This window comes from Pseudoflavonifractor sp. An176, from assembly GCF_002160435.1.
Taxonomy (GTDB): Bacteria; Bacillota; Clostridia; order Oscillospirales; family Oscillospiraceae; genus Enterenecus; species Enterenecus faecium.
Genome location: NZ_NFKO01000002.1, coordinates 66,879 through 85,176, shown reverse-complemented (window position 1 = coordinate 85,176; position 18,298 = coordinate 66,879). Strand labels below are relative to the sequence as shown.

The following is an 18,298-nucleotide window of genomic DNA, read 5'->3' as shown; positions in this document are numbered from 1 at the left end:
AAAATTGAACGTATTTACCATACCATAACTATAGGCAAATTTCAATGCTGTGTCACACCACAATCTCCACCCGGCTGCCGCCGGTGCGGTCTTTGCGCACCACGATCTGTTTGTCGATTTTCTCCTTGAGCTCGGACACATGGGAGATGATGCCCACCAGGCGGTTGCCCTGAGCCAAATCTCCCAGCGCCCCCATGGCCTTGCTCAGGGATTCCTCGTCCAGGGAGCCAAAGCCCTCGTCCACGAACATGGTGTCCAGGCGGATGCCTCCGGCGGAGGACTGGATTTCATCGGACAGCCCCAGAGCCAGGGCTAAAGAGGCCTGGAAGGACTCGCCCCCGGACAGAGACTTGACGCTGCGCTCGGTGCCGTTGTAGTGGTCGATGACATCCATCTCCAGGCCGCTCTGGCCCCGGCTGCCCGCCGCCTCCCGGCGGCGCTTTAGCTCGTACTGGCCCCCGGTCATCACCAGCAGCCGCAGATTGGCCCGGCGGAGGATGCGGTCAAAGAAGGTCATCTGCACATAGGTCTCCAGGGCGATTTTCTCCTTCCCCGGCAAGGTGCCGTTGACGGTGTTGGACAACGTGCGCACCCAGGTATACCGCTGCTCCAGCTGGGTGAGCTGGGCGGTCTTTCCCTGGATTTGCTCCAAGGCGGTGCGGTTGGTAGTAAGGCGGGTGTGGAGCTCCCGCTGCACAGCAGTCAACTGGGCACGCCGCAGGGTCAGCTCCTGGCTGCGGGCACGCTGGGTCTCCACATCCACCGGCTGGCTCTGCTCCACCAGCTGCTTCAGCTGCTTCACCGCCTCCTCTGCCCCGGTCAGGGCCAGTTGGGCGGCATTGGCCCGCCGCTGAGCCTGAGTTTGAGCCTCCTCCAGCCGCTGGAGCTTCCCTTTCAGGTCACTCTGCTCCTGTCTGGCCTGGTCAGCCTGGGGATAGCGCAGCTGCTCTTCCAGGGTGTGAACCTGCCCCTCCAGCTCTTCTCGGCGGCTGTTTGCTCCTGCCAGCTGCTCCCGAGCGGAGGACATGGCCTGCTCCAGCTCCCCCAGCCGCTGCTCCTGCTGGGGAATTTGAGTGTCCAGCTGTCGCTTGCGCGCCAAGGCAGCCTCCACCTGGCCTAGCTGTCCCCTCACCTGGTCCAATGCCTCCTGGGCTTTCCGCTGGGCCTCCTGGATGGATTGGGCCACCTGGTCCAAAGGCTGGTCTGCCCCCTGCTCTGGCAGCACGTGGGCCATTTGACTGCGCAGACGCTGCTCCCGCTCCTCCAGAGCTGTACGGGCCTTTCCCGCCTCCACACTCCAGGTGCTGGCGGTCTGCTGGGCCGCCTCCCAGGCCTGCTTGACCCGGTTCAGCTCCTCCTCCGTGGGTGCCCCCGGGGAGAGTTGGGCGGGGGTGGGATGGGTCAGGGACCCGCACACGGGACAGGGCTGGCCCTCTGCCAGCTGCTGGGCTAAAATTCCCGCCTGCTCATCCAAAAAGGCCTGATTTTTCCCGGTGTAGTCCTCTTGAGCCGCTTGTGCCTTCTGCCGGGCCACACCATAGCGTTTCTGGGCATTCTCCAAGTTCACACGGGCCTGACGGCACCCTGCCAGCAGGGTGTTGAGCTCCTCCAGCTGCTGGCTCTGTTCCTGGGCCCGGGTCTGCTGTCCCAGCAGCCGCTCCCGCTGGGCTCCTGCCTCTTCCAGGCCCGCCCGCTCCTGCCGCCAGAGCTCCAGCTCCTTCTCCCGCCGCTGCTGCTCGCTCTCCTGCTCCTCCAGCCGGGCGCTCTGCCGTCTGATGTTCTGGACCAGAGCGGTGAGGTTCTGCCGCAGCTGGTCCAGCTCCTGATACCGGGGCAGCTCTGCCTCCAGGTCCGCCAGTTGGGCCCGCAGGCCCTCCAACTGGGATGCCTGTGCCGTCTGGGCCTCCAGCTGCTGCTGCGCCGCCTCCCACTGGGCGGCACAGGTCTTCCGCCGGGCTTGGGCCTCTTCCAGCTGGCTTTGGGCCTTTTCCAGCTCCTCCGCCTTAGCCAACAGGGCGGTGACAGCCTTCCACTCTCCGTCCAGCTGTTCCAGCTCCTCACTGCACTGGGTGTCCCGCTCCCGGTCTTGATCCAAGAGGGTCTCCAGAAGCTCCACCGTCTCCTGGATGGGCAGCTCTCCCGCCCAGGCCCGCTCCCACTGGGGGTACATCGGGTCCTCCCGGGGGCAGAGCACCCCGTCTATGTACTGCTTGACGCTGGCCCGGGCCGCCTCGCACTGTCTCTGTAGGGCGCCGATCTCGCTTTTCACCTTCTCCTGGAACACCATATATCCCCGAGTGGGAAAGAGCTTTCGGAAAATCTCCTGTCTGCTACGGGTGTCCGCCAGCAGCAGCTTGAGAAAGTCGCCCTGGGCAATCATGGCAATCTGGGCAAACTGGCTGCGGTCCAGGCCGATGATATTCACAATTTCCCCGGTGACCTCCCGGGTCTTGGTGACCAGGCGGCCGTCAGGGAGGTGCAGCTCCGCCTCCGCCCGCTGGAGGGTGGTGCCGCCCCCTCGCTTGGCGGGGCGCTCATACTCCGGGGAGCGCCGGACCGTGTAGGTCTGCCCGCCGTAGGAGAATACCAGCTCCACCCAGGTGGGGGTGTCCGGCTGGGCGTACTTGGAGCGGAACATGGAGGGGTCCCGGTTGTCCCCGCTGGGCTCCCCATACAACGCATAGGTGATGGCATCAAAGAGGGTGGTCTTCCCCGCCCCGGTGTCTCCGGTGATGAGGTACAGCCCCCGCTCTCCCAGCTGTTCCAGGGGAATTTCCACCTGCCCGGCATAAGGGCCGAAGGCGGACAAGGTCAAGTGTAGTGGTCTCATCGCTCACCCTCCCAAATGGATTCCATCAATTGCTGGGCAAAGGCCCTCTGCTCCTCCCCCATGGGCTGCCCATTTTGCAGGGCGTAAAACTGGTCCAGCAGTTCCAGCGGGGACTTCTTCTCCTGGTCTTCCTCCATCTCAATGGAATGCTCTGCCCGGGTGCGGCAATTGTCATAGTCCAGCTTCATCAAGTGGGGATATATGATCCGCAGCTTGGCCATTCCGTCGGGGATGTCCTCCTCGTCGGTGAGGGTGATGTGGACATAGTCCTGGGGATAGCGGGTGCCCTGGTAGAAGTCCCGGAGAGTGAGCTGCTCATAGCTGCCCCGCAGCTCCACCAGGTCCCGCAGCGGGGTGAGGGGCACGGTACGCACCGCCACATTTCCCTTCTCCCCCAGCTCCACCACCGTCACAGACTTGTGGTGTCCCGCCTCGGAAAAGGAGTATTTCAGAGGGGTACCACAGTAGCGCACCGTCTCCCGCCCCACCGTCTGGGGCCCGTGGAGATGGCCCAAAGCCACATAGTCGAAGGGGTCAAAGGCGGACACGTCCACCTGGTCGGTGCCTCCCACCGACACCTCTTCCGAGTCGCACCGGGTAGCCCCGGTGACAAACTGGTGGGTCACCAGGATGTTCCGCTGCTCCCGGTCCACCTCCATGGCCTGGATGGCGGTGGTGACCGCGTCGGTGTAGCTGGTGATCTCCTGGTCTTGGAAGTATCGCCGCACATGGGCGGGCTTGACAAAGGGGAGCAGATGGATGTGCACCGGGCCGTACTCATCGGCTAGGGTGTACACCGCCGCCGTGCCGTTGTACACCGGGGCGATGTGGATGCCGCTTTGCTCCATCAGCCGCCCGCCAAAGGCCATACGCTCCGGAGAGTCATGGTTTCCACTGATGAGATAGACCTGGAGCCCCCGCCGGGACAGCTGGACCAGGAAGTCATCCAGCAGGGCCACTGCCTCCGCTGTGGGTACCGACTTGTCGTACACGTCCCCGGCGATGAGCACCCCCTGGGGCCGCTCATCCTCTACAATGCGTATAATTTCTTTTAAAATATACTGTTGGTCCTCCAGCATGGAATACTCGTTGACCCGCTTTCCCAGGTGCAGGTCGGACAAATGGATGAATTTCATACTTCTTCGCTCCCCCGCTGGATGGTCTGGGCCAGCACCTGGGCGGCCAGGCGGGAGCCCGCCTCACTGGGGTGGTAGCTGTCCTGGGCGTACAGCTTCTGTTGGTCCGCCAGCTGGTAAAACCGGGTACCCACATCCGCCATCAGCGCCCCGGTGTCCTGGGCCGCTTGGGCGTAGGCCTGGTGGAGCTGCTGGTACATCTGGTCGTAGTCCATGCCAAAGGCCCGGAGCTTCGCCCCGCCCCGTTGATAGGCCCAGGTGGCGTAGAGCACCGGTACCGCTCCATTGGCCCGAATCTGCTCACACAGGCGGGTGACGCTGCTGAAAAAGGACGCCGGACTGGTGATGGGGCCGTTGCTCATCTCCTGGAGTACCACATAGTCCCATTTCCCCTCCCGCAGCGCCGCCTGGGTGGCGGCCCCCATCCGGGTGTTGGGGTTGAGCTGCTCGGACAGGCGCGCCCCACCTCGGGTGTGGGCTACCACCTCCGCCCCGGTAAGCTCAGCCAGCATGTCCGGCATATCGTTAAAAAAGGTAAAGCTGTTTCCCAGCATTAAAATTCTCATGGATGTTCCCTTCTTTCATGGTATGGGTTCTTCCTCCAGCATGCCCCCGTGGAGATGGAGCATCTTGTGGGCCATCTCCACCGTGGAGGGGTGGAGGATATGGGACACGGCAATCACCGTCAGGTGAGGGATGGAGAAAATCAGTGTCTCAATCTCCTGGGCGGTGGCCGGGTCCAAGTGGGAGGTGCCCTCGTCCACCAGCAAAATCTCCGGGTTGGAGAGCAGGGCCCGGGCAATGGCCAGCCGCTGCTTTTCTCCGCCGGAGAGGAAGGAGGCGTTCTCCCCGATGGGGGTGTGGACCCCCTGGGGCAGCCGGGCCACCATTTGGGCAAGCCCCGCTTTGTCCAAAGCCTCCATCACCTGCTCCTGGGTGTAATCCCGGTAGAGCCGCACATTTTCCAGGATGGTGTCATCAAAGAGGAATGGCTCTTGGGGAATACAGCACAGTTTGGCGGCATAGGCTGTCCGGTCTACCTGCTCCACATCCACCCCGTCCAGGGTCACAGCCCCGGCCTGGGGCGGCAGCAGCCGCTGCAAGAGTTTCAGCAGGGTGGATTTTCCGCAGCCAGACTCCCCGTGGATGATGTACTTCTTCCCCTTTTCAAAGGCGTAGCTCTGGCCGCTGAGCAGCGTGCGATCCCCATAGGAGAAGGTGACGTGGTCCAGGGACAGGCTGTGGGCAAAGGGGCCGGGTTGGACACCCCCTTGGGGACGCTGAGGCCCTGTCACCAGCTGCACATACTGCCCCACCACCTTCAGGGCCGATTTCAGCTCGGCAATGTCCCCGCTGATGGTGGTCAGCGGAGAGGCAATGTACACCATCAGCTGGGCAGCGGCAATGATGGCAGGCACACCCAGGTGTCCGGTGAGGGTGAGAAAGGCACCGATGACATAGATGCCCAGGTACATCACGTTGCCGATGGCAAAGGACACCTCATAGGACATGGCGTTGATCAGTTTGGAGTCGCTGCGGGCCCGCTCGGTTTCCACGCTCTTCTTCCGGTGCCGCCCGGTGAGAAAGACCAAAATCTGATACAGGGTGGAGGTCTCATAGGACAACAGGTCCTCTTTAGCGGTGACCATATACCCCTCGTTGCACTGAGCGTAATAACGCCCCTTCTCCGTGATCTTCTTGGAGAAAATGACGGGTACCACCATCTGCAATCCCGCCAGCAGCAGGACGTACATCCCCAGCCAGGGGCTCAGCCATATCATGGCCACGGTGGCCACCACAAACTTTAACACCTCGGGATAGAGGCGCAACAGAGCGGTGAAATAGGACTCCCGGACGATCTCCATGTTGCTGGTCAGCTCCGCCAGGTACTCCGCGGAATTGTTCTCCCGAAACTTGGGATAGGGCAGATACATCACATGCTCATAGACGTCCTGCTTCAAGGCGGCAATCACCCGGCCCAACAGCAAAATCCGGGCACGCTTCACGCCGTAGCCCACCCCAAAGCCCAGCAGCACATAGAGGGCATAAAGGCCCACATACCGCCCCATGTCCTGCACCTGGCCGGACATGGCATAGTCCACAGCAGAGGCCATAGCCGCCGCCAAGCCGATCTCCACCAGAGCGTTGAGGGGCGCCAACAGGAGATACAGGGCCAGGTGTCCTTTTCCCTGTCTGAGATAGGTAAAAAATAGCCACAGGGGGCGCTTACTCTCGTTCATCTTGTTCCTCTCTTTCTCGCAAGGGTTCCACACACCGATACCGTTTGATTATAGCACACCCGCCCCCATCCATGAAGGGTAAGTTTCCTCCCGGCTCAACCGGACGCATGAGACAAAAAGAGATGCGCCGCAAACCTGACAGGTTTGCGGCGCATCCCTTTTTCTTATTTTGGCTGATTTCTCAGCCTAAACCGATTCAATTGCGGCGGCGGCGACGCACCACGGTGACAGCGCCCAGCGCCATCACAGCAGTGGCCAGAGCGGCCACATATCCCATCAGCTGAGCGGAGTCGCCCGTCTGAGGCACGTTCTCCGGCTTCTCAGTGGCCTGGGGCTGGTCGGTTGTCTCAGGGTTCTGAGAGCTCTCGGGCTGGTCCGAGGGCTGAGTCTCTCCCTCGGCGGTGAGGCCGTCCATGGCGGCGCTCAGAGCTGCTACGGCATCGTCCACCTTGTCCTGGTCGTCCTCAGACAGGGTGGCATCCGCCATCACAGCCTGGGCATTGACCAAGGCCGTGCGGAAGGCGGCCACAGACTCGGCGGTGTAGCCGGAGAGGTCCATGCCCTCGGCCTGGCCGATGAGGTCTTCCAGGATGGACTTGTCCGCCTTGAAGCGCTGGGCCAGGATGGCATTCAGCAGGGCCTCCGCCACAGGCTGGATGTCCTCATCCATGGCATCCCCATCCGCGGCCACGTCCTTGGCTGCGGCCAGAGCGTCCACCAGCTGCTGCCAGTAAGTCTCCACATACTTGTCGGCCTCAGCCATCATGCCGTCGGCCTTGGTGATGAGCTGCTCCAGCAGGGTCTTGTCGCCCTGGGTAAGACCCAGACCCCAGATGCCCTCCAGCAGGTTGTCCCAAGCGGCGTTCACCTGGGCCTGGTCGGCGTTCTCGTCAGCCATCACGGCCTTGGCCTCGGCCAGCGCCTTCTGGAAGGCGGCCACGGCGGAGTCGGTGACACCGTCGGTGGACAGGGTCTCGGCATAGGCGATGGTCTTCTCCAACAGAGTCTTGTCCACATCGCCGGGCTCGGGGGTGGGCTCCGGCTGACCCAGCACCTCCACAGCAGTGGAATAGGCCATCTGGAAACCGTCATACTTGGCGGTGACGGTGGCGGTGACGATGGTCTTCCCAGCGCCTACTGCAGTCACCACGCCGTCTTGGTACGTGGCCACGTCCTCATTTCCAGTGGTGTAGGTCACGGTGACATAGTCCTTGACACGGTCGGGAAGGGTGAACACCTGGGCGGTCTCCCCTGCCTCCAGCTCCACCTGGGCCTCCGCCTCCTGGATGAAGGCGAAGGGGTTCACCGCCTCATCCCGGTAGTAGAGGTGGTCCAGGGTAAAGCGCAGGGTCTGGGTAGCCTGGTCCACCGCTGCAAAGGTGTTCTCCACACCCTCCGCAGCCTCAACGGCCTGAGCCAGACGCTGGGCGCTCTCCGGGGTGAGCAATGTGGTGTCCACCCCACGGGCCTGCTCCAGCAGAGTGTCCAGCTGGGAGCGGTCAAAGGCAGTGACGGTGAAGTCAAAGCTCACCTCATAGCGCAGCAGGCCGTTCTGGAACACTGCTGTGAGGGACACGTCGGTGTCCGTCTCCGGGCTGGTCACAGAGCCGTCCGTGGCGATGACGTCGGGATTGCTGCTGGTCCAGGTCACATCCATGCCTCCGGCAGTCTGGGGCAGGGTCAGGTCATAGCGCACATTCTGGGCGCTGTCGTTGTCCCCCAGCAGCTGGGCGGCCTCAAGGGTCCCCTCCACGCTCTGCTGGAACATAGCCTGGAACTCATCCATGGCCTGCTCCTGCACTTCCTCCTGGGACAGGGCGATGTTGTACACCCGGACCTCATCCACCAGGCCGTCAAACAGGGCGTCCCAGTTGTTCACGCCCAGGTAGATGTCCGCATTGGACCCAGTCAGGGGGTTGTTGCTCTGGACGGTACCCAGGCTCACGCCGTCCCGATACAGGGTGGCCTGGCCCTGGGTGCCGGTGATGGTGATCTGGTGCCAGGTGTCGGCGGGCACGGAGGTGGTGGCCAGCGTGGTCCAGCTAAATCCGCCGCCATTGCCCCAGAATTTCAGCTTGGAGGTGTTGCTCTGGCTGCCGGACAGGGCCATCCAGTTCTCCGGGTCGTGATAGCCCAGGAGGAGCAGCACCTGGTTTTCCGCCAGCGCAGAATGGTTCTTCACCCAGAAGGACACGGTGTATTCCTCCCCCACGTCCTGCTGGTTGAGCTTCAGACCGTAATCGCCCAGGCGGACCGCCTGGCCGTCCCGGCCCTGTTCATAGACCACTTCCCCGGTGTAGCTGCCCAGTTTGTACCCCAGGGCCTGGGCAGCAGTGCCGCCCTCCACCCCGTTGTCCAGGGTGTTCTCAAAGTCGAAAGAGGCCACCAGGCGGTCATCCAGGGTGCCGCCCACCGTCACGTTGGTCTGGGCGGTCTTGGTGACAGACCCCAGGGTCACGGCGGTGGTGATGACGGCGTTGCCGGAGGCCACCGCGGTAACCACGCCGTCCTGGGAAACCTGGGCCACGGTGTCGTCACTGGTCTCATAGATGACGGTGGGGACAGCTGCTGCCACCACCGGGTGCATGGAGACCTCAATGGACTGGGTGCGCCCCACCACCATGCTCAAGCTGGAGGTGGCGGTGATGCCAGTCTGGTCCAACAGGGTTTCGGTGGAGGTCTCACCGTCATAGAGACGGTAGATCTCCGCCTCACTGAGGGTGCGGTCGTACACCTTCACCTCGTCCACCAGCCCGGTAAACTCCTCGTCCCAGTTGTTGACACCCACATAGATGTCCTGGTCTGCCCCGGTGAGGGGTCCGTTGCTGGTCCCAGACCCGCACAGTTCCCCGTCCAGGTAGGCGGCCACGCCGCCGGAGGAACCCACCAGGGTCAACTGGTGCCAGCCCCCGCTGAGGTCGGCACTGCCCAGTGTGGTCCAGGAATAGCCGTTGCCGTTGGCCCAGAAGCGGCTATTGGTGAGGCCGTCGTGTTCTGTTCCGCCCACAGCCAGCCACTTCTCCGGGTTATGATAGCCCAGGAAGAGGACGCTCTGGTTATACACCACCGAGCCGTCCCAGTTCAGCCACAGGGACACGGTGAAGTTGTCCCCCAGGTCCTCCCGGTTCAGCTTCAAGCCGTAGTCCCCCAGCCGGAGGGCCTTGCCCTCCTTACCCGCTTCATAGACGGGGGCGCCGCTGTAGGCATTGAGCCCCGTCGCAATGGCGGAGGCGTCGCTGCCTCCCTTTTCATCGGCGAGGTTCTCGCCGTCAAAGGAATAGGCGGCCACCAGTCCGTCATCCAGGTCCACGCCCTGGGCGCTGGCCTGGAGGTAACCCGGCAGAGAGGTACTGGTAAACACCATGGCCCCGGCCAACAGGGCCGAGATGAATTTGCTGTGTTTCATATCCCTGTCTTCCTCCTCTCAGCGGTAGTCCTGGTCCACCACGGTGATGGTGATGGATGCCTCATATTGCTTGCCTGCGTACTGGTAGGTGACCCGCAGCTCCTTCTTGCCTGTGGTGCTCATGTCCACCTCAGAGGCATTGGTGGTATAGGTGTCCACCGTCACATACTGGCCGTCCCCCGTTTGGAGCAGAATGCGGATGTCATCGGTGTTCAGAGTCTCCCCCACCGTGTACATCCGGGTGGTCTTCTGCACATCTGCGGGCTGGTTGGTGACGGCGGTGTCCTCGGTGGAGACAAAGAAGGTGGCCTCCTCATCCTCCACGTCCTGGGCCAGCAGCAGATCGCCGTCCCGACTGACCAGATAGTAGCCGGGGTACTTCACGCTCTCAAAGCTCACGCCCTTTCCGGCAAAACCCTCCAGGGTGCGGAAGGTCATGCGCAGAGCCTCGTCCTGGGTGCCACCGGCGTCCTGGGCCAGCACCACAGGGATGGTGTCCCCGGAGCTGTCCCCGGCGGTGAGGTACAGGCCCGGCTTGTTGTTGGACTCAATGGAGACGTACTCCTCCACACTCTTGTCCGCCTTGCCGGGGTTGATCTCCCACTCCTTCTCGGTGCCGGTCTGGAAGAAGTCCACCAAAATGTCCTTACTGCCCCGGGCGGTGAGGCTGGCGGTGCTCCAGTCGGTGATGGGGTAGAAGGAGTCGGACAGGGAGTTTTCAAAGGGTTCGTTGGCCACATAGGCCCCGGTGTAGTCGGTGATGGTGCTCACCGTGCCGGTGAGGCCCACAGCAGTCTTGGCGATGGGGTCGATGGTGCCATCGTCATTGATCTCCATCTTCTCCACACAGGCCACCCGGCGGAAGCCGCTGCCGTGGGGCAGGCTGCCGTCGTGGTAGACAAAGTAGGTCTGACCCTGGAAGTCAAAGACTGCCATGTGGTTGGTGTTGCCTGTGGCAGAGGGCTCCATGAGGATGCCGCCAAACTCCCACTCGTTGGTCATAATGTCATCGGTGGTGGCGTAGGCCATCTGCTCCCGCCAGTCGGTGGCAAAGAACATGTAATAGGGGCCAAAATAGTTGCCATTCTCATCCTGCTGCCGGTAGTAGTAGGGGGCCTCGGTGTAGCTGTGGCCCTCAAACTTGTCCTGGTCGTTGAAGATCTCGATGCCGTTCATCTTGCCAATGACGATGTCATTGGGGGTGCCGTCCTCCGAGTAGTAGCCCACGGAGAGGTGGGCGGGGTCGCCGTCCCGGTCCAGGATGGAGACCATGTCCTCGTTGAGCTCACAGACGAAGAAGCGGTTGTTGCCCCAGCCCAGATACCGGCGCTCCACTCCGTTCTCATCCGTCTCCATCCAGATGGTGGGGTCGATATCCTCCCAGGTGTGGGGGCCGTTGGGGGTGTCGATGTTGCGCACCAGGGGGTGGCCAATGTCCACAAAGGGGCCTGTGGCCTGGTCGGCCACCGCCACGCCGATGGACTTACCGCCGCCGTTGGCCCGGTCGGCCTCGGTGCAGTAGTATAGATAATACTTGCCGTCGCTGCCCTTGGCCACCTGAGAGGCCCAGGCGGACACGTCATCCGCCGCCCAAGCAATGTCAGCAGCGTTGAGGATCTCTCCCTCATAGGTCCAGTTCTCCATATCAGTGGAGGAGTAGCACCGCCAGTCCGGCATGTGATAGTACTCACCGGTGGAGGTGTCATGCCCCACGTAGCAGTATACGGTGTCCCCGTCCACCAAAATGGAGGGGTCGCCGCCGTAGAGCACGTCTCCATTTTCGTCAAAGCCCAGCATGGGATTGCCGGACACACTCTTGTCCAGGACTTTCACCTGGGGCTGGGTCTCCTGCCCTGCCACGGCGGCGTAGCCGCCCACGGCAATGCACATAAGCATTGCCGTGGCAGCCGCCACAAACCGTTTTTGTTTCATATGCTGTCTTTACCCCCGTTTCTTTGTTCCAAAGCTGACCACAAACATCAGTCCTACCAGAGCCAGCAGGGCCACCGCTGCGGGCAGCACCACATTGGCCTGGTCCCCAGTCTGCACGCTTCCGCCCTCAGCGTCGGGCTTCTGAGTGGTCTGGGGCTTGTCGGTGGTCTCGGGCTTGTCCGAGGGCTGAGTCTCGCCCTGGGCGGTGAGGCCGTTCATAGCAGCGGTGAGGGCGGCCACAGCCTCGTCCACCTTGGCCTGGTCGTCCTCAGACAGGGTGGCATCTGCCATCACAGCCTGGGCATTGACCAAGGCCGTGCGGAAGGTGGCCACAGACTCGGCGGTGTATCCGGTCAGGTCCATGCCCTCAGCCTTGCCGATGAGGCCTTCCAGGATGGACTTGTCCGCCTTGAAGCGCTGGGCCAGGATGGCATTCAGCAGAGCCTCCGCCACAGGCTGGATGTCCTCATCCATGGCATCCCCATCCGCGGCCACGTCCTTGGCAGCGGCCAGAGCGTCCACCAGCTGCTGCCAGTTGGTCTCCACATACTTGTCGGCCTCAGCCATCATGCCGTCGGCCTTGGTGATGAGCTGCTCCAGTAGAGTCTTGTCGCCTTGGACAAGGCCCAGACCCCAGATACCTTCCAGCAAGTTGTCCCAAGCGGCATTCACCTGCTCCTGGGTGGCCTCGGTGTCGGCCATCACGGCCTTGGCCTCGGTCAGAGCCTTTTGGAAGACAGCCCCGGCGGAGTCGGTGACCCCGGTGGTGTCCAGCTTCTCTGCATAGGCAATGGTCTTCTCCAGCAGGGTCTTGTCCACATTGCTGGGCTGCTCCACCTCTGTCACGGTGACGACAAAGGTGTCGGTGACGGTGATGGTGTCCTCGGTGTAGGTGACGGTGATGGTCTGAGCCCCCACTTGGTCCTTGTCGTACCCGGTGACGCTGGCCTGAGCGGTGACATCCTGGGTGGTGCCGTTGCTGTAGGTGGCGGTGACGGTCATACCGGTGAGGTCCAGCTCCTCGCCCTGGGTGTACTCGGTCTTGTTGGGAGCGGTGACCTGGATGGACTCCAGCACCACGTCCTCCTGATAGGTCAGGTTGTCCATGACCTCTTGCAGGGCCTGGGCAGCGGCGTCCGCCTCCTGGGTGGTCTGAACGGTGGCCAGGGCCTCCTCGGCGGCGGCGATGGCCTGAGTCAGAGCCTGGGCGCTGTCCTGGGTCAGGGCGTCCATGTCGGTGCCCTTGGCAGCCTCAAGGGTCTGCTCCAGCCGATAGGTGCTCACATAGTCCTCGGAGCCATAGGCGCGCTGCAGGGCGTCATACTCCTTGGCGGTAAGAGGCATCACATAGCCGTGGCGGTACTTGCTGGGCATGGAGTACTCGCTGTCGTCCAGCATGGTGAACTCCCCGGAGGACAGATCGGTGGTAATCAGAGGATAGTAGCCCTGGCCTCTGGCGAAGCGGTCCACCATCAGGCACCACTGGTCCTCACCCTCTGCGCTCTTCTCGTTGAGCTTGAAGATGATGGGGCCTTCCACAGCGCCCTGAGCGGCGGGCAGGTTGGTGCTCAGGTCCACAGACTCAATGGGAGTGAAGGCACCCAGCACGGAGTCGGCCACGTCAATCTCGATGATGCCCCGGCTCTCGTTCTTGGTATAGCGGTAGTACTTGCCATCGTCCTCGATCATGGTGGAGTCGATGACCTTGATGCGCTTGCCGTTGGCATCGGTGCCGCCGGCGTGGTAGAGCACGGGATCGGTGAAGGTGCGGAAATCACGGGTCTTGCTGTAGTAGATGGCGTGGTTCTCATACTCCTGGGCGATGTTGCCCTCCTCGTCCAGCTCAATGGAGGTGGCGGACCAGTACACCACATACTCCCCGGTGGTGTCATCATAGATGAACTCCGGGGCCCAGGTGCATCCGGCGTTCTCGGGGGCGATCTCGGCAATCCAGGGCTCGCTCCAGTTCACCAGGTCGGTGGACTCCCACACCACAATGCCGTGGCTGCCGCTGCCGCCAGCGCCGGGCCAGTTGCCGCCGTTGTGGTAGATGCTCAGGTCGGTGGCGATCATGTAGTACTTGTCGCCCTCGGGAGCGCGGGCGATGAAGTGGTCCCGCAGGCCGCTCTCACCGATGTTGCTGGTGAGCACCGCCTGGTTGTTGTTCAGGTCGGTCCAGTTCAGGCCGTCCTCACTGATGGAGAAGTAGGTCTGCTCGTGGGAGGCAGAGGCCTCATTACCAGTGAAGTGGACAAACAGGTAGCCCACATAGTCGTCCTCGGTGACCTCCTCCGCCTTGGCCTTGACCACCACGTCATAGGTCTTGGTCACGGAAGTCTGGCCCTCCTTGGAGAACACAGCGGTGAGGGTGACGGTCTGGTCCTCCTGGCCACGGGTGACCACACCGGCGGGGGTGGCGTCGTAGTTCTCATGCTCCACCACAGCGGTGCTGATGACGTCCTCGTTGGAGGAGGTCCAGGTGATGCTCACGCCGTCCTGCTCCTGGGGCAGAGTGATGTTGCCCCGGATGTCGTCGGCGTTGGGGATGGCAAAGGTCTCGGCCACCCGCTGCACGTCCTCCAGCATGGCCAGACGGTCCGCCTCATCCTGCTCATAAGAGGTCTTGACCTCCCACTCAGACATGGCATAGTCGAATACCTTCACATTGTCGAAGTAGCCACGGAAGTACAGGTCCTCCCCGTAGAAGGACTTGCCCAGATAGGCCTTCAGGTTGTCACCCAGATCGGAGATGCTGATGCCGGTGTTCTGCTTCTCCGCCACCAGCTCACCGTCCCGGTACATGCTAATGCTGTCCTTGGTAACCACCAGCTTGAGGTTCATCCAGGTGCGGCTGTTGTCGGGATAGGCGCCGCTCCAGGAGGCAATCTGCTCGGTGCTATAGCTGCCGGTGGTAATGGCCAACTTCAGGTTGGTGGGCATGGTCTTCAGGAACAGGTACTTCTGGTTGTCCTGACCAATGGTAAAGGTGAAGAAGTTGCCCCAGCGGGTCACTTCCTTGACGTCCATGGAGATGGTGACGCTGTCCATGCCGTCGAAGAAGCCCTCGGGGAAGGCCAGATAGCTGTCATGGCCGCCCCAGCCGTCGCTGCTGTCGCCGTCCAAGTAGAGCACCTGGCCGTAGTCGGGGTCCTGGGCGTACACAGCGCCGCCCTCCAGGGTGGCGTCGTTGTCGCCCACGCTGTCCTTGGCGGTCTGGCCGTTGCAGTCCTCGTCAAAGTTGTACTCCAGTACGGGCTGGGCCTCCTGGGCCTCACCGGCCACCTTCAGGGTCACGGTGATCTCAGAACCGCCCTTCACAAACTCGTCATCGGACATGTTCAGCACAGGCACGCCCTCAGAATCAAAGAACACGGGCTTGACGTAGGCGTGGCGGCAGGCGTCGTACAGGGGATCGCCGCTGTGGTTGGCGTGCTCGGCGGCGTTGCGGGCGTGGTAGACGATGACGGGGTTGCCGTCCTCATCCACGGTAAAGGAGTTGTGGCCAGGGCCGCACAGCTCGTCGTTGAAGTCGCCGCTGGTCATGATGGGATAGGGGGTCTTGGTCCAGGAGTCGGGGTCCAGCAGATCGCTGGTGGCATCCGCGGTGAGCAGGCCGATGCAGTACTCCGCACCGGTGCCGGAGGCGGAGAAGGCCATGTACACCTTGCCATTGTTCTGGAGCACAGAGGGCCCCTCATTGACAGTGTAGCGCTGGAGCTCCCAGTAGTACTCCGGCACCGAGATGACCGAGCAGTTGCTGGTCAGCTGGGTGGGGTTTGCAGGGTCCACGCTGGCGATGTAGATGCTGGACACGCCGTTGGGGTTGTCCGCATTGCGGGTAAAGTCGGCCCAGGCGTAGTAGGCCTTGTCCCCCACCTCAAAGTAGGTCATGTCCAGAGACATGGCATTGAGGGCGGTGGTGTCCCCGGCCTTAAGGCTGATGCGCTGCGGCTCGCCCCAGCTGTCGGGGTTGGTGATGTCATCGGCGTTGTTGCACTTGAGCAGGAAGGGGCGCAGATCGAAGCTGTACCCGCTCTCCACCCGGGCGGCGGTGCTCAGGAAATACCAGGAGTCGCCGATCTTGTGCAGCTCGGGGGCCCAGATGAACTGACCAAAGCCCTGGCTCTCACTCTCGTCCCAGATCACATACTCCTGGGCGTCGGCCAGACCCTCGATGGTGTCCGCCACACGGATGACCAGGCGGTCATAGCCGTCCGCCCCGTCCTTGCCGTTGACGGGATAGGAGGCGGTGAAGTAGTACAGGTCCCGCTCCTCGTCATAGGTAATGCTGGGGTCTGCCCGCTCCTCAATGAGGGGGTCCTGGGCATCGGTGTAGTAGGCACTGCCGCCGATGGTACCCCGGATGGTGTACTCCACGCCGGGACGGCTGGTGTCCACCTTGTCCAGGTCGGAGGTATTCCAGCGCACATCGTAGGTGCGCTCTTCCCCGTTGGAGTACTGGGCGATCAGCTCACCCACAGCCTCATCCAGAGCCTGCTGGGCATCGCTATTCTCCTCCACGGTCACCTCCTGGGTCACCGGGGTGATGGAGGTGTTATAGGGGTTGGAGTACGTGGCGGTGAGCTTGTCATACTCCGCCTGGGTCAGGGGGATGGAGGTGGCCCACACAGCGTCAGAGGGCACACCAGATAGGCTAGTGAAGGTGTAATTTGTACTCTCAGCCTTTTCAAACACAGACAAATCCTCGGAGGTGTACTGGTGCACGGTCCCAGCCTTGTCCTCTACATACAAAAGGTATTCCTCTGCGGTCAAATCGTACACGCACGCCAGCTTGGCGATGCTGGACACGCCGGGCAGGGACACCGTGCGCTCGTTGGTGTAGTCGATGAGATCGTCCGAGTCGTACACCAGGATGGTGGAGTTGTTGCCGCCATCCCCGGCGATCATGGCAAAGCGGTCTCCATCTGCCTTGCGCAGCAGCACGGGAGACACATAGGCCTTGGCCCCCAGGGTGGTGTATAGGATGGGCTGGTCCTTGTGCAGAGCGGTGAAGGTGCCGTCTGCCTCCACCTGGGCGATCTTCATGCCGCCGGTCTGGCCACGCAGGCCATCGGTGGACAGATCGGGGTCATTGCTCACATAGGAGGCGATGTCCGCGCCCTGCTCCAGCACCACCAGCTTGATGTCCTTGGTCACATCGTCGGCCCCATCCAGGCTCAGGGTGGCGGTGAGGGTCACAGCGGCGTTGCCGTTCTGGGGGCGGGTCACGTTGCCCTCAGACGTGATAAACTCCTCATCGCTGGAGGTCCAGGTGATGGAGGCAGCCCCGATGGAGTCGGGCAGCTCCAGGTCTCCGGCAATATAGCCAGTGCCCAGCGTCAGCTGGTCCCGATAAATGGCCAGATCGCCATTGGGGTCCTGCTTGGGCACCGTCACGGTAAACTCCTTGGTGTCAGACACCTGACCCAGGGAGATGGTGGCGGTGAGGGTCACCTGGGTGTCTTCCTCCGGGCGCACTACGGTGCCATCGGGAGCGATGACATCGGGATTGCTGGAGGCCCAGGAGATAGTGGTGTAGCCGCTGCTGCCCACGGTGGGCAGGGTCAGGTCCATGCTGGCCATGTCAGCCACGGTCAGAGCAGCCTTATCCTCAGCCACAATGGCAGCAGCCTCGGTCTCGTCGGACAGGTACTCGGTGCGCACCTCGTCCTCGGTGAGGGCCTTGGAATAGACCTTGAAGTCGTCCATCTTGAAGTCCCCAGAGTTCCAGTAGTGGGGGCTGGCGGTGCCCAGATAGATAAACTGGGTGGTGGAGACAAAGTCCAGCATGTAGTCGGTACCCTTCCCCGGGTTGACGCCCTGGGTGGAGGGAGTCAGCTCCTTGACCAGAGCCCCATCCTTATACATGCGAATCTGCTGGTTGTCCATCACCACGGTGACATGCTCCCAGCCGCCGTCCTTGGTGACGGTACCGCCAAACTCCTTCATGTCCTGATAGGTGGCGGCGCCGGGATTGTCGTTGAAGTAGATGCTGCCGTTGCTGGACATGCCATAGAATCCGTCGGCGTTGCCTGTTCCGGAAGAGAAGCTCCAAATGCCCAGCCAGGTGTCTACGGCGTTGGCGTCAATCCATGCGCTCACCGTAAAGCCGCCGGACAGGTCTTCGCCGTACAGCGGGTTGTCGGTCTTGACCCAACTCTTCCCGCTGCCCGACTTCATCACCTCGCCCCGGGTATCGTCGGTGACGAGGGTGGGCTGGCTGGAGCCTTCTCCAGTACCCACGGTGCCGGGATGGACGGAATCTTGCCAATTACCATTGAACTGGTAATTGGCCACGAGGCTGTCCTCTGGCGAAGCCGCTTTGGCCTGCACCATGCCAGGAACTGCCACGTAGCTGGACAGCATGCCTGCCGCCAGCAACATTGAAAGAACTTGCTTTTTCATATGCCCCTCCTATGTTATAAGATTGATTTCATCATATAACTTCCTAAATTTGTAGTCAACGAAAAGCGCACATTTTTTACATATTTGTGAGGAGCCAACAATACAATTTTGTAGATTTCACTCAATTTCCGGTACATCACATGTTATGTCCCTTTGATTGTTTCCAAAAAGAAATATAATCCCGCCCTCTGGATACCCACAGGCAACTTTGCTCAATTGGTTTTATTATACAATTTTATATTTTTCCTAAAAATATTCTCTCTTTTCTTCTCCTTCCGCCCTATCGGTTTCTATCGTGCAGGAAATGTTACCACTACAAAACATGAAGATAGCAAAAGTCCGGCGCAGA

Annotated in this window: 7 protein-coding genes; all 7 read right to left on the bottom strand. The window is 61.7% G+C overall.

Features of this window, described 5'->3' with window-relative positions; genetic code table 11:
- Window positions 1–52 precede the first annotated feature (52 nt).
- The gene (locus B5F12_RS01825) at window positions 53–2,830 is read right to left on the bottom strand and encodes an SMC family ATPase (protein WP_087229416.1); all 2,778 of its coding nucleotides are present in this window, start codon (window positions 2,828–2,830) and stop codon (window positions 53–55) included.
- Window positions 2,827–3,966 (bottom strand): exonuclease SbcCD subunit D, encoded by a 1,140-nt coding sequence (locus tag B5F12_RS01820; RefSeq protein ID WP_087229413.1) that lies wholly within the window; start codon window positions 3,964–3,966, stop codon window positions 2,827–2,829. The genes B5F12_RS01825 and B5F12_RS01820 overlap by 4 nt, the downstream gene beginning before the upstream one ends.
- Entirely contained in the window at window positions 3,963–4,532 is a 570-nt protein-coding gene (locus B5F12_RS01815) for an SGNH/GDSL hydrolase family protein (RefSeq protein ID WP_087229410.1), read from the bottom strand. The genes B5F12_RS01820 and B5F12_RS01815 overlap by 4 nt, the downstream gene beginning before the upstream one ends.
- Window positions 4,533–4,547: 15 nt before the next feature.
- Window positions 4,548–6,206, bottom strand: a complete 1,659-nt coding sequence (locus B5F12_RS01810) for an ABC transporter ATP-binding protein (RefSeq protein WP_087229407.1) — start codon at window positions 6,204–6,206, stop codon at window positions 4,548–4,550.
- Between the two features lie 196 nt (window positions 6,207–6,402).
- The gene (locus B5F12_RS01805) at window positions 6,403–9,612 is read right to left on the bottom strand and encodes a LamG-like jellyroll fold domain-containing protein (protein ID WP_087229404.1); all 3,210 of its coding nucleotides are present in this window, start codon (window positions 9,610–9,612) and stop codon (window positions 6,403–6,405) included.
- Between the two features lie 18 nt (window positions 9,613–9,630).
- Window positions 9,631–11,544, bottom strand: a complete 1,914-nt coding sequence (locus B5F12_RS01800; RefSeq protein ID WP_087229401.1) for a family 43 glycosylhydrolase — start codon at window positions 11,542–11,544, stop codon at window positions 9,631–9,633.
- A gap of 9 nt (window positions 11,545–11,553) precedes the next feature.
- Window positions 11,554–17,949, bottom strand: coding sequence for a family 43 glycosylhydrolase (locus B5F12_RS01795; protein ID WP_087229398.1), 6,396 nt, complete (start codon window positions 17,947–17,949; stop codon window positions 11,554–11,556).
- Between the last annotated feature and the right edge of the window lie 349 nt (window positions 17,950–18,298).